Genomic DNA, 12,966 nt, shown 5'->3' on the forward strand with positions numbered 1-12,966 from the left:
CCGCGCCATCACGCCTGCACGGACGGATCACGTCCGCACGGCGAGACCCCCGGGATCGCCGTGCAGACGTGCGCGCTCCGTGCAGATGAGCGGGATCGGGCGGATGCCGCAGCGGCGGGTTCTCGGGGCGACGGCGCCGCACAGGAAGCGCCCCGGCCCGCGGATGCGGGTCGGGGCGCGTCGGGTGGGCGTGAGCCCGAGTACCGTGGTGGGTCAGCCGAGGCGGGTCAGCTGTGGCGGGTGTCCCCCTCGGGAGACGGGTGCTCGATCACGGCCTGAGCCGCGGCAGCTTCGGCGACGGGCTGCTGGGCTCCGACCGATGCACCGGTGACGGCATCCGCTGCTGCGGCCTCCGCAGCATCCGCGTCGTCGGCGTCGCCCGTGATGACGGTCGGCGTCGAGCCGGTGAGTGCCTCCTCGGCGTCGATGTCGGTCGCCGCCTGCTCGAACTGCGACTGGTACAGCCTCCAGTAGGCGCCCTGCGCGGCGATGAGCTCGTCGTGCGTGCCCTTCTCGACGATGTCGCCGTGCTCCATCACGAGGATGAGGTCGGCATCGCGGATCGTCGACAGGCGGTGAGCGATCACGAACGACGTGCGTCCCTCGCGGAGCGCCGCCATCGCGTTCTGCAGGAGCAGCTCGGTGCGGGTGTCGACGGCCGACGTGGCCTCATCGAGGATCAGGATCGACGGCTGGGCGACGAACGCCCGGGCGATCGTGATCAGCTGCCGCTCACCCGCCGAGACGTTCGACGCGTCCTCGTCGAGCACGGTGTCGTACCCCTCGGGCAACGCGTGCACGAAGCGATCGACGTACGTCGCCTTCGCGGCCTCGAGCACCTCGTCATCGGTCGCCGTGGAACGCCCGTATCGGATGTTCTCGCGGATGCTGCCCGCGAACAGCCACGGGTCCTGCAGCACCATGCCGGTGCGGGAACGCAGCTCGTCGCGCGTGACCTCCGAGATGTCCTGACCGTCGAGCAGGATACGCCCGCCGTTCAGCTCGTAGAACCGCATGATCAGGTTGACGAGCGTGGTCTTGCCCGCGCCGGTCGGTCCGACGATCGCCACCGTCTGCCCCGGCTCGACCCGGAAGGAGAGGTCCGTGATGAGCGGACGCTCAGGCGTGTACGAGAACGCGACGTTCTCGAACTCGACGACGCCCTTGCCCTCGTCGAGCGCGGGAGCGTCGACGTCGTCGGCCTCCTGCTCCTCGGTGTCGAGCAGCTCGAACACGCGCTCGGCCGAGGCGGTTCCCGATTGCACGACCGCCGCCATTCCGCCCAGCTCCGACAGCGGCTGCGTGAACTGCTGCGAGTACTGGATGAACGCCTGCACGTCGCCGAGACGCAGCTGGCCGTTCGCGACCATGAGGCCGCCGAGCACCGCTATGCCCACGTAGGTGAGGCTGCCGACGAAGGTCATCGCCGGCATGATGATGCCCGACAGGAACTGCGCCTTGAACGCGGCCTGGAAGAGCTCCTCGTTCTCGTCCTTGAACTTGTCGAGGGCGTCCTGCTCGCGGCCGAAGACCTTGACCAGCGCGTGGCCCGAGAAGGCCTCCTCGACGCGGGCGTTCAGCCGTCCGACCTTGCGCCACTGCGTGCCGAAGGCCTTCTGCGAACGCGGACCGATGACGCCGAAGATCACTCCCATGAGCGGAAGCGCCACCAGCGCGACGAGCGCCAGCTGCCAGGAGATCGAGAACATGAGCACGAGCACGCCCACGACCGTGAGCACCGCGGTGATCGCGCCCGACAGCGACTGCTGCATGGTCTGCGTGATGTTGTCGATGTCATTGGTGACGCGGGAGATCAGGTCACCGCGCTGCACCTTGTCGAAGTACGACAGCGGCAGTCGGTTGATCTTCGCCTCGACCGATTCGCGCAGACGCCACATGGTGCGCACCATGATGACGTTGATGACGTAGCCCTGGATCCAGCTCAGGAACGCCGCGACCACGTAGATCGCGAGGACGGCGGCGATGACCCACCGCAGCGCGTCGAAGTCGACGCCGTCACCCACCTGGAAGTCACCGAGCGCGGCGACCTGGTTGGCGAAGTCGGTCTGGCCGCCCTGCCGCAACGCGTCGACGACGTCGTCCTGCGAGGTGCCCGCGGGGAATCCGGGGAAGTCGCCGTTCGCCTGCCCGAGCTGCACCGAGATGAAGCCCTTGTAGATGAGGTTGGTCGCCTCGCCGAGCACCTTCGGAGCCGCCACCGTGAGCACGACGCCGATGGCGCCGAGGATCGACACGATCACGAACCAGACCGCCGAGGGCTTGAGCAAGCCGATCATGCGGCTGAAGCTCTTGCCGAAGTTGTCGGCCTTACCGGGCGCGACGCTGTCCCAGCCGCCGCCGTCCTGACGCGCCTTCTCGGCCAGCTCGGCCTCGTACTTCTCCTCGTCGGTCAGTTCGGGCCCGACGACGGCCGCGGTGCCCGCGGCTGCGCTCTTGGCTCCGCGACCGCGACGGGTACGTGAGGAGTTCTGCTCGCTCATGCGTCCACCCCCAACTGCGACTCGACGATCTCTCGGTACGTCGTGCTCGTCTCGAGGAGTTCTGCGTGCGTTCCGACGCCGACCATGGTCCCGCCCTCGAGCACGACGATGCGGTCGGCATCGGTGATCGACGAGACGCGCTGCGCGACGACGACCTTGGTCACGTGGGGCAGCTCCCTCCACAGCGCCTGTCGCAGACGGGCGTCGGTGGTGAGGTCGAGCGCCGAGAACGAATCGTCGAAGACGAGGATCTGCGGCTGACGCACGATCGCGCGGGCGATCGCCAGGCGCTGGCGCTGACCGCCCGAGACATTGGTTCCGCCCTGGGTGATCCGTGACTCGAGCCCCTGCGGCATCTCCTCGACGAAATCACGGCCCTGCGCGATCTCGAGCGCGTGCCAGAGCTCGTCGTCGGTGGCGTCCTCACGGCCGTAGCGGAGGTTCGACGCGACCGTGCCGGTGAAGAGGAACGGGCGCTGGGGAACGAGTCCGATCGTCGCCCACAGCGATTCGACATCGGCGGTGCGGACGTCGGCTCCTCCGACGAAGACGGCTCCGCCCGAGACGTCGAAGAGGCGCGGGATCAGCGAGACCAGCGTGGTCTTGCCGGCACCGGTCGATCCGACGATCGCGACGGTCTCACCGGGCTCGGCGGCGAAGCTGATGCCGGAGAGCACGGGGGCGTCCGCCCCGGGGTAGGTGAACTCGACATCGTCGAAGGCCACGGAACCCGGAGTCGGGAACGAGGTGACGCCGTTCGCCGGACGCTCCATGCTCGACGTCGTGTCGAGCACCTCGCCGATGCGCTCGGCCGAGACCGCGGCGCGCGGGATCATGATCGCCATGAAGCTGGCCATGATGACGCCGCCCATGATCTGTCCGATGTACTGCATGAACGCGAAGATCGTGCCGACCTGCACCGTGCCGCTGTTGACCTCGACGCCACCGAACCAGACGACCGCGACGACCGTGACGTTGAGGATGAGCATGAAGAGCGGGAACAGCAGCACGAACAGCGAACCCACCTTGCGCCCGACGACCATGATGTCGGTGTTCGCGCCGCGGAAGCGCTCCTCCTCGATGCGCTCGCGCACGAACGCGCGCACGACGCGCACGCCGGTGAGCTGCTCGCGCATGACGCGGTTCACGGTGTCGAGCTTGCCCTGGTAGCTGCGGAACAGGGGGACCATGCGGCTGACGACGAGTCCGGCGACGATCAGCAGGAGGGGGACGGAGACGGCGATGAGCCAGCTCAGCCCGATGTTGGTCTGCACCGCGAAGATGATGCCGCCGATCGCCAGCAGCGGTGCGGTGACGAGCATGGTGGCGCCCATCATCGCCAGCATCTGCACCTGCTGCACGTCGTTGGTGTTGCGCGTGATGAGCGAGCCGGCGCCGAACTGCGACACCTCTCGCTCGGAGAATCCGCTCACCTTGCTGAACACGTCGGCGCGGATGTCGCGGCCGGCGCCCATCGACGCGCGGGCGGCGAAGTACGTGGCGATGATCGACGCGATGATCTGACCGAGCGAGACCGCCAGCATGAGCAGACCGGTGCGCCAGATGTAGTCGGTGTCGGACTGCGCGACGCCTCTGTTGATGATGTCTTCGTTGAGACGCGGGAGATAGAGGGTGGCGATCGCGCTCGCGAACTGGAAGACCAGGACGGCGACGAGCAGCCACTTGTAGCGGGACAGATACCGAACGAGAATTTTACCCAGCACAGGCGGACTTTCTGAGAGATGAAGCTGTGGACTCAGGCGTGGGGGAAGGTGCCGACCGGGATCGGCCACAACAAAGCGTGACACGAAGCTCCGACATTCGTACCGCCGAGTTCGGAACCTTCGCTCACAGCGAACCCGTCGACAGCCGGGCCAGCACTCAGAACAGCGGCGTCGCCGGCACGTACGCACGGGCGTCCGCCCCGGCATCCGTCCCCAGCTCGGCGAGCGAGGCGGGCTGCCACTTCGGGTTGCGGTCCTTGTCGACCAGCTGAGCCCGGATGCCCTCGACGAGATCGGGATGCTCGTGCACGAACCACAGCACCCGCCGGTACTCGCCCTCGAGCGCCTCGCGCAGCCCGGAGGCCGCCCGCGCCTCGCGCACGGCGTCGAGCGTCACGACCAGCCCCGTCGGTGCGAGCCCCTCGAGCAGGTCGGCCGTGGCCGCGGCATCCGTCGTACCCTGCGCCTGCAACCGCTCGACGATCTCGACGACCGTGCCGGCGGAGAAGGCCTCGTCGATCCACTCCGGCGACGGCGAGAGCTCCGAGGGCTCCGGCGTCTCGTCGAACAGCAGCACGATCTCGCTCGGCCCCGTCGGGTCGGCGCGGAACGCGAGGGCCTCGCGCAGGGCGTCGAGATTGGCGGAGGGCACGTAGTAGTCCGCGAAACCGAGCGCGATGGCATCCGCCCCGTTCATCGAACCGCCGGTCAGAGCGAGGTACTCGCCGAGGCGACCCGGCGCACGGCCGAGCAGCCAGGTGCCGCCGACGTCGGGGGTGAAGCCGATGCGCGTCTCGGGCATCGCGAGCTTCGAGCGCTCGGTCACGATGCGGATCGCCGCGTGCCCCGCGAGCCCGATGCCGCCGCCCATCGTGATGCCGTCGGCGAAGGCGACGATCGGCTTCGGATACTCGGCGATCATGGCGTTGAGCGCGTACTCCGCGCGGAAGAACTCGGCGGTGGATTCGGGATGCCCCGACACGATCTGCGCGTGCAGGGCGCGCACGTCTCCCCCGGCGCAGAAGCCGCGGTCGCCCGCACCGTCGAGCAGCACGATCTGCACGTCGGTGTCGGTGCGCCAGGCGTCGAGCGCCGCGGTGAGCACCTGCACCATGCCCAGGTCGAGGGCGTTTATCGCCTCGGGACGCTGCAGCGTGAGCCGCCCGAGAGCGCCTTCCGTGCGGACGAGGACACGGTCGGAGGCAGAGGTCTCGGTCACGGGAGCCAGGCTACCCCGGTCCCCTCGAGGGCTCGCAATCCACAGGAAATACGCGATCCGGACGGTTTTCCGGCAGGATAGGGGGAATTGACCAAGCAAGGAGAGGTCGCGCATGACCGACGGACAGGTTCTCGAATTCACGGGCGTGACGAAGCGCTTCAATGAGGTGACCGCCGTTTCCGACTTCTCTGCTCGGATCGAGCCGGGTGCGGTCACCGCGTTCCTCGGCCCCAACGGGGCCGGCAAGACGACGACGCTGCGGATGCTGCTGGGCCAGGTTCGCCCGACCTCCGGCACCGCGACGATCGGCGGCCAGTCGTACGCCGAACTCCGCCAGCCGCTGCGGGTGATCGGTTCGGTGCTCGAGGAGACCGTCTACCGTCCGCGCCGCACCGCGAACCGTCAGCTCACGATCGCGGCCAAGGCCAACGACATCCCGCTCGGTCGCGTCGCCGAGGTGCTCTCCCTGGTCGGGCTCGAGAACGAGGGCGACGCCCGCATCGGCGGATTCTCGCTCGGCATGCGTCAGCGCCTGAGCGTCGCGCACGCTCTGCTCGGCGACCCCGGGGCTCTCGTGTTCGACGAGCCGGCCAACGGGCTCGACCCGGAAGGCATCCGCTGGATGCGCCTGCTCATGCGCCGTCTCGCCGACGAGGGGCGCACCGTGCTGGTGTCGTCGCACGTGCTCAGCGAGGTCGAGCAGGTCGCCGACAACGTGCTCGTACTGTCGAAGGGTCGTCTCGTGCTCGCGAGCGGCATCGAGGAGCTCGCCGATCCCTCGGCCGGCGCCGTCATCGTCGACGCGGCCGATCGTGCCGCGCTCACCGCCGCCCTCGCCGCCGCCGGGTTCGACATCGAGATCCTCCGCTCCGGGCTCACGGTGCGCGGCACCGACGCCCGCCGGGTCGGTGCGGTCGCCGCGGATGCCGGGATCGCCCTCACCACTCTCGTGCAGCGCGGTCCGACGCTCGAAGACGTCTTCATCCAGCTCACCCGTGGCGGCCGGCTCGAGCCGCACGCCGGCCTCCTCGCGACGCAGCTCGTCGCTCCCGCCGCGGCGCCGGCGGCTCCCGTCGAAGAGCCCGCGCACGCGACCGCTCCGGCCGACGCCGAGGAGCAGGCCACGACGGACGACACGTCGGCGATGACCGCCTCCGCGATCGCCGCCGATGCCGCCGCAGCCGTGCCCGGCGGTCCCGTCGCGGCGGCAGTGGTCGCCTCCGGAGCAGGAGCCGCGATCGTGAACGACGGCGACGTCGTCGCGGACGAAGCGGATGCCGAGGAAGCGGTCGACGTCTCCGTCGACGGCGCCGCTGCATCCGACGATGCAGCATCCGACACCGCAGCATCCGACACCGCAGCGTCCGACGACGATCCTGCGGACGAGACGCCTGCAGACGGTACGGCCACCGATGCGGATGCCGCGCAGGCCGCACCGGGCCCGGTGTCGGCCGCAGGGCTCCCCTCCTTCGACGACATCCTCTTCGGAAACGGCGCGGCCGCCGAGGAGGAGGCCACCTCGTTCCCGGGCGCCGAAGCTCCCGCCCACGCCGTCGACGGCGAAGCCGCGGGTGTTCCGATCGGCGAGGAGGCCGGGGTCGAGGTGTTCGACGACCTGGGCCCGACCGACGGCGCATCCGAGGCGACGTCCGACAGCGACGAGGCTGCCGGCGACGAGGCGGCCGGCGACCAGGACGCCGACCCGCGCTCGGCCGCGGTGAGCTCGATGCTCGCCGACGCCGCCCGCGCCTACTTCGAGGACGAGCCGAAGGACTACCCCCTCGGCGAGGCTCCCTCCGAGTCGGACGGCAGCGCGTCGGACGACGCCGCCCCCTCCGAGCAGGAAGCCGACACGCAGGCGGAAGCCGAGACGGCGACCGGCGAGGCCCCGAGCGACGAGGCCCCGAGCGACGAAGCGTCCGACGACGAAGCATCCGACGACGCTCCCGCCGACGGCGCACCCCGCACGACCGTGATCGAGATCATCCCGGAGATCCCGCTCACGGCGACCGACGACGAGCTCGCCAACGCCGACCACTACGACCAGAGCGGCGACGGCGACCAGCACCACGAGCACGGCGAGTACCGCCCCCGCGACTGATCGATCCGCACAGCGAGACGCCCTCCCGACCCGATGGTCGCGGAGGGCGTTTCGCTGTGGTCTGCGAGCGCGGTGGCTCAGGCGGGCCGCGGCCGGATCACCGGGCGTCGGGGCTGCTTGGTCGTGGGGATCGAGCCGGTCGAGACGATCTCCTCGACGTCGGCCGGCTCCTCGGAGACCTCGAGCCGCAGGGCCTGCGTCAGGGCGAGGCCGTGCCGGGTGGTCAGGATGAGACGGCGGTACTGCTCGTCTCCGGTGAGGTCGATCACGACGCTCGGGCGGCGCTTGCGGATGAGCACGAAGTCGGTGCTGCCCGCGGCCTTCCACGTGCCGGCGGCGAGGATGCCGGGGATGTGGGTGCCGGGGTTGGGCACACCGCGCAGCCAGGTCCAGGCGTCATCGGTGAGCTGCACCTTGGTGATCGTCTCGCGCACGATGCGGAGGTTGTCGCGGTGGAAGCTCGCGGCGCGTTCCAGCGGCGAGAGCACGATCTCGAGTTGCGTCTGATCCAACAGCAACGTCACCATGACACCCAGTCTGCCAGCGGCATCCTCCCAGTTGTCTGGATCTTGCTCACAGGAACACAACGATCCGTTGTGGGAATGCGCTCACTCAGGACGAGCGGATGCCGCGGCGGCGGCCGCGAGGGGCAGCGCCGCCTCGATGCGCAGCAGTTCTTCGTCGCCGTGTGCGGCCGTGAGGAACCACGCCTCGAACACGCTCGGCGGCAGGGCGATCCCCTGCTCCCGCAGCGAGTGGAAGAACGGCGCGTAGCGGAACGACTCCTGCGCCTGGGCCTCGGCGTAGTCGCGCGGGGCGGAGGGACGGAACGACGCGTTGAAGAGGTTTCCCGCCTTCGCCACCGCGTGCTCGACACCGGCATCCGTGAGCGCCGCGTCGAGCGCACGCGAGAGCCGGTCGGCCGCCGCGTCGATGGTCGCATAGACCTCGGGCGTCGCGAGGCGCAGCGTGGCGAGGCCCGCGGCGACCGAGAGCGGGTTCCCCGAGAGCGTGCCCGCCTGGTAGACCGGCCCCAGCGGCGCCAGGAGATCCATCACATCGGCCCGTCCGCCGAGGGCGGCCAGCGGCATCCCCCCGCCGACGACCTTGCCGAAGGTGACGATGTCGGGGAGGTAGTCCTCGCCCTCCGCGGCCTGCAGGCCCCAGAACCCGGCCGGGTGCACCCGGAACCCGGTGAGCACCTCGTCGAGGATCATCAGCGCGCCGTGCGCGTGGGCCGTGTCGGCGATGAGGCGGTTGAACCCGGGGAGCGGGGCGACGACGCCCATGTTCGCCGCGGATGCCTCGACGATGACCGCCGCGATGCGCGGGCCGTGCTCGGCGAACACCGCCGCCAGCGCCTCGGGGTCGTTGTAGTCGATCACGAGCGTCTGCGCGGCGATCGGCGCGGGCACGCCCGCGGAACCCGGCAGCGCGAGCGTCGCGACGCCCGAGCCGGCCGCGGCGAGCAGCCCGTCGGAGTGGCCGTGGTAGTGACCGGCGAACTTCACGAGCAGGTCGCGCCCGGTCGCGCCGCGGGCCAGGCGGATCGCCGTCATGGTCGCCTCGGTGCCCGTCGACACCAGGCGCACGCGCTCGATCGGACGGATCTCGCCGAACCGCACGCGGTCGGCGATCAGTGCCGCGAGCTCGACCTCGCCCTCGGTGGGCGCTCCGAACGACAGGCCACGGGTCGCGGCCTCCTGCACCGCCTGGACGACCTCCGGGTGCGCGTGACCGAGCAGCGCCGGGCCCCACGAGGCCACGAGGTCGATGTACGTCGTGCCCGCGGCATCCGTCACCGTCGCACCCTGCGCGGAGGCGAGGAACCGCGGCGTGCCACCGACCGACCCGTAGGCGCGGACGGGAGAGTTCACGCCGCCGGGAATCACCGCGCGGGCGGCGGAGAAGAGATCATCGTTGCGATCGGACATGGTGCTTCCTCTCGAAGTGCGGCGGCGACCGATCAGTCGCGCAGCCAGCGGGCGGCCTCGGTCGCCCAGTACGTCAGAACCGCGTCGGCACCGGCGCGCCGGATCGACAGCAGCGACTCGAGGATCGCCGCACGGCGGTCGATCCATCCGTTCGCGGCGGCGGCCTCGATCATCGCGTACTCGCCGGACACCTGGTATGCCCACACCGGAATATGCACGGTGTCGCGCACCTCGCGCAGTACGTCGAGGAAGGCCATCGCCGGCTTGACCATGACGATGTCGGCACCCTCCTGCTCGTCGACCACGGCCTCGCGCACGCCCTCGCGACGGTTGCCGGGGTCGAGCTGGTAGGTGCGGCGGTCACCGGTGAGCTGCGAGTCCACCGCCTCGCGGAAGGGGCCGTAGAACGCGCTCGCGTACTTCGCCGCGTACGACATCAGGATCGTACGCGTGAACCCCTCGGCGTCGAGCGCCCGGCGGATGGCGGCGACCTGGCCGTCCATCATGCCCGAGAGCCCGAGCAGCTGCGAGCCGGCCCGCGCCTGGGCGAGAGCCATCGAGGTGTAGCGCTCGAGGGTCGCGTCGTTGTCGACGGAACCGTCGGCGGCCAGCACGCCGCAGTGGCCGTGATCGGTGAACTCGTCGAGGCACAGATCGGTCTGCACGACGAGGGCGTCGCCCACCTCGGCTGCCAGCGCCTCGGTCGCGAGATTGAGGATGCCGTGGGGAGCGTCTGCGCCGGAGCCCCGGGCATCGCGCACCGCCGGAACGCCGAAGAGCATGACGCCGCCGACGCCGGCCTCGGCCGCCTCGACCGCCGCGGCGCGCAGCGAATCCATCGAGTGCTGGACGACACCGGGCATCGAGCCGATCGGCGCGGGGTCGGTGAGCCCTTCGCGCACGAACATCGGCAGCACGAGCTGCTGCGGCTGGAGGCCGGTCTCGCGCACGAGCTGGCGGACGGCCGGCGACTGGCGCAGTCGACGCAGGCGCACCTCGGGGAAGCTCACGGCGTGAACTCGTCGGCCGAGTGCGGGAGGGTGAAGTGCGAGACCGCGTCGATGAGCGCGTCGACCGTCTGGCGATCCGCGACCACCGAGACCGACAGTCCGGCGTTGCGGGCATCGCGCGCCGTGCGGGGACCGATCGCCGCGAGCAGCGTGTCATCGGGGATCTCGGGGAACTGCTCGCGCACCTGCTCGGCGACCGAACCGCTCGTGATGAGGATCGCGTTGATGCGGCCGTTCTCGACGTCGCGCTTGATGCGATCCGTCACCGGTACGCCGACCGTACGGTACGCCACCACGCTGTCGACGTCGTGACCCGCCTCGGTGAGCAGCACGCTCAGCACCGGCTTCGCGATCTCGCTGCGGAGAGCGAGGATGCGGCGCGGTGCGGTCTCGAGCGAGATCATCTGCTGCGCCATGCCCTCGGCGGAGTTGTCCTGCGTGGGCACCAGCGCGACCTCGTACCCGACGGCCTGCAGCGCCGCCGCGGTGGTCTCGCCGACCGCCGCGATGCGCGTCGTGGCCGGCACCACCGCACGGTGCGCGAAGAGCACGTCGACCGTGGTCGCGCTCGTCACCGTGAGCCAGTCGTAGGCGCCGGCGGCGAGCTGCTCGAGGGCGACGTCGAGGGCCGCCTGGTCGGTCGTGGGGGCGAAGTTGATGAGGGGCGCGACGACGGGGACCGCTCCCTGCAGGCGCAGGCTCGCGGCGACGCCGTCGCCCCACGGGCCTCCGCGGGGGACGAGGATCCGCCAGCCGTCTAGAGGCTTGTCGTGCTTCGATTCGGGTGTCGTGGTCATCAGGATTGCTCTCGGGGGACGAGTTCGGCCGCCCCTTGTTCGAGCAGCCGACGGGCGACAGCCAATCCCAGCGATCGAACGGCCTGGATCGGATCTGCACCATCGGCAGCATCCGCATCATTGCCACTGCCGTTCCGTTGAATATACCCCTCGTTCAGGGGTTCGGTGACGTCGAGCCCGATCCGGCGACCGCCATCGGCCGCGTACACGACCGTCCTGACGCGGATCTCGGCGCCTTCGACGACCGCATGCGCGGCCATGGGGGCTTGACATCCGGCGTCCAGACCCTCGAGGATCGCGCGCTCCAGCGTGATCGCGAGGCGGGTGGGCGCATCGTCGAGAACGGCGAGCGCCTCCCGCAGCTCGGCCGGGGCATCCGTCGTCGTCTCCACCGCCAGGGCTCCCTGCCCGGGCGCGGTCGGCCACTCACTCAGCCCCAGCTCCTCCCGGTGCAGCGGCGAGTCGGTGCCGAGCCGCGAGAGCCCCGCGGCCGCGAGGATGACGGCATCCAGCTCGCCGGATGCGACGCGCGCGAGACGCGAGTCGACGTTGCCGCGCAGGTCGACGACCGTCGAGTGCGGGGCCCGGCGACGCACCTGGGCGATGCGGCGGGGCGAACCCGTGCCGACCGTGCTGCCGGCGTGCAGCTCGTGCAGCGGAGTACCGCCGCGGGTGATGACGACATCGCGCGCATCCTCGCGGACGGGAGTCGCCGCGATGACGAGGCCCTCGGGAACCGCGGTGGGGAGGTCCTTGAGCGAGTGCACCAGGAAGTCGCACTCCCCCGCGAGCAGCGCCTCGCGCAGACGCGTGGCGAAGATGCCCTGCCCGCCGATCTCCGACAGCGAGGCGCGATTGGTGTCGCCCTCGGACGTGATCGGGACGAGCACGACGGGGCGGCCGACGACCTTCTCGAGGGCGGCGGCGACGTGACCGGACTGGGCCTGCGCGAGAGCGCTGCGGCGAGTACCGAGGCGGATCGGGGAGCTCACGGCGGGCCTACTGCAGCACGTCCGCGATCTCGTCGAAGCGGAGCCTGCGCCCCGTGTAGAAGGGCACCTCCTCCTTCACGAACAGACGCGCCTCGGTGTAGCGGAGGTCGCGCATCATGTCGACGAGATCGGTGACGTCGTCGGCCTCCATCGGGAGGATCCACTCGTAGTCGCCGAGGGCGAATGCGGCGACGGTGTTCGCGATGACGCCCGTGAACGCGGCGCCCTTGCGGCCATGGTCGGCGAGCATCGCGCGACGGTCGGCCTCGGGTGCCAGGTACCACTCGGGCGTGCGCACGAACGGGTAGAGGCAGAGCCAGTCCTTGGGCTCGATGCCACGGAGGAAGCCGGGCACGTGCGAGCGGTTGAATTCGGCGTCGCGGTGCACGCCCATCACGTTCCAGACGGGCAGGAGCGAGCGCAGCAGCTCGGTGCGGCGCAGACGACGTAGCGCCTTCTGCAGTTCTTCCGCGGTGTCGCCGTGCAGCCACACCATGAGATCGGCATCGGCCTTGAGGCCCGAGACGTCGTAGAAGCCGCGGACCGTGACCCCGGAGTCCTCGACGTACGAGACGATCGTCTCGAGTTCGGTCGAGTCGGACTCGGTGACGGGCACATCGGGGTTGCGTCGCCACACGGCCCAGAGGGTGAAGCCGGACGGGTTCTCTGCGCTCTCATCGGACATGGT

At 70.3% G+C, this 12,966-nt stretch carries 10 protein-coding genes; 1 reads left to right on the forward strand and 9 read right to left on the reverse strand.

Translation table 11 applies throughout. The annotated features are described in order from the left end of the window. Nucleotides 1-227: 227 nt before the first annotated feature. From ACTJKK_RS09170 to ACTJKK_RS09180, 3 genes are all read right to left on the reverse strand, one after another. Complete coding sequence (locus ACTJKK_RS09170) at nucleotides 228-2,501, reverse strand: ABC transporter ATP-binding protein (RefSeq protein WP_440747755.1); 2,274 nt, start codon at nucleotides 2,499-2,501, stop codon at nucleotides 228-230. Further along, nucleotides 2,498-4,225, reverse strand: a complete 1,728-nt coding sequence (locus tag ACTJKK_RS09175; RefSeq protein ID WP_440747756.1) for an ABC transporter ATP-binding protein — start codon at nucleotides 4,223-4,225, stop codon at nucleotides 2,498-2,500. The genes ACTJKK_RS09170 and ACTJKK_RS09175 overlap by 4 nt, the downstream gene beginning before the upstream one ends. Nucleotides 4,226-4,382: 157 nt before the next feature. After that, a complete protein-coding gene (locus ACTJKK_RS09180; protein WP_440747757.1) occupies nucleotides 4,383-5,444 on the reverse strand; it encodes an enoyl-CoA hydratase/isomerase family protein in 1,062 nt (353 codons plus the stop codon). 112 nt (nucleotides 5,445-5,556) lie between these two features. On the opposite strand from ACTJKK_RS09180, the gene ACTJKK_RS09185 reads away from it, so the two are divergent. After that, nucleotides 5,557-7,545 (forward strand): ATP-binding cassette domain-containing protein, encoded by a 1,989-nt coding sequence (locus ACTJKK_RS09185; protein WP_440747758.1) that lies wholly within the window; start codon nucleotides 5,557-5,559, stop codon nucleotides 7,543-7,545. A 77-nt stretch (nucleotides 7,546-7,622) separates the two neighbouring features. Here ACTJKK_RS09185 and ACTJKK_RS09190 read toward each other — a convergent pair whose 3' ends face one another. The 6 genes from ACTJKK_RS09190 to hemQ all read right to left on the reverse strand — a co-directional run bounded on the left by ACTJKK_RS09190 (nucleotide 7,623) and on the right by hemQ (nucleotide 12,963). Continuing rightward, complete coding sequence (locus ACTJKK_RS09190; protein WP_247624416.1) at nucleotides 7,623-8,072, reverse strand: hypothetical protein; 450 nt, start codon at nucleotides 8,070-8,072, stop codon at nucleotides 7,623-7,625. Nucleotides 8,073-8,153: 81 nt separating this feature from the next. Further along, on the reverse strand, nucleotides 8,154-9,479 hold the full coding sequence (hemL, locus tag ACTJKK_RS09195; RefSeq protein WP_440747759.1) for a glutamate-1-semialdehyde 2,1-aminomutase: 1,326 nt from the start codon (nucleotides 9,477-9,479) through the stop codon (nucleotides 8,154-8,156). A 32-nt stretch (nucleotides 9,480-9,511) separates the two neighbouring features. Further along, a complete protein-coding gene (gene hemB / locus ACTJKK_RS09200; protein WP_440747760.1) occupies nucleotides 9,512-10,489 on the reverse strand; it encodes a porphobilinogen synthase in 978 nt (325 codons plus the stop codon). Continuing rightward, nucleotides 10,486-11,286 (reverse strand): uroporphyrinogen-III synthase, encoded by an 801-nt coding sequence (locus ACTJKK_RS09205; RefSeq protein WP_247624413.1) that lies wholly within the window; start codon nucleotides 11,284-11,286, stop codon nucleotides 10,486-10,488. Before ACTJKK_RS09205 ends, hemB begins: the two co-directional genes overlap by 4 nt. After that, complete coding sequence (gene hemC, locus ACTJKK_RS09210) at nucleotides 11,286-12,278, reverse strand: hydroxymethylbilane synthase (RefSeq protein WP_440747761.1); 993 nt, start codon at nucleotides 12,276-12,278, stop codon at nucleotides 11,286-11,288. The genes ACTJKK_RS09205 and hemC overlap by 1 nt, the downstream gene beginning before the upstream one ends. Nucleotides 12,279-12,285: 7 nt before the next feature. After that, nucleotides 12,286-12,963 (reverse strand): hydrogen peroxide-dependent heme synthase, encoded by a 678-nt coding sequence (gene hemQ / locus ACTJKK_RS09215; protein ID WP_440747762.1) that lies wholly within the window; start codon nucleotides 12,961-12,963, stop codon nucleotides 12,286-12,288. Nucleotides 12,964-12,966: the final 3 nt, after the last annotated feature.

This window comes from Microbacterium sp. 22179 (assembly GCF_052045715.1).
GTDB lineage: Bacteria > Actinomycetota > Actinomycetes > Actinomycetales > Microbacteriaceae > Microbacterium > Microbacterium galbinum.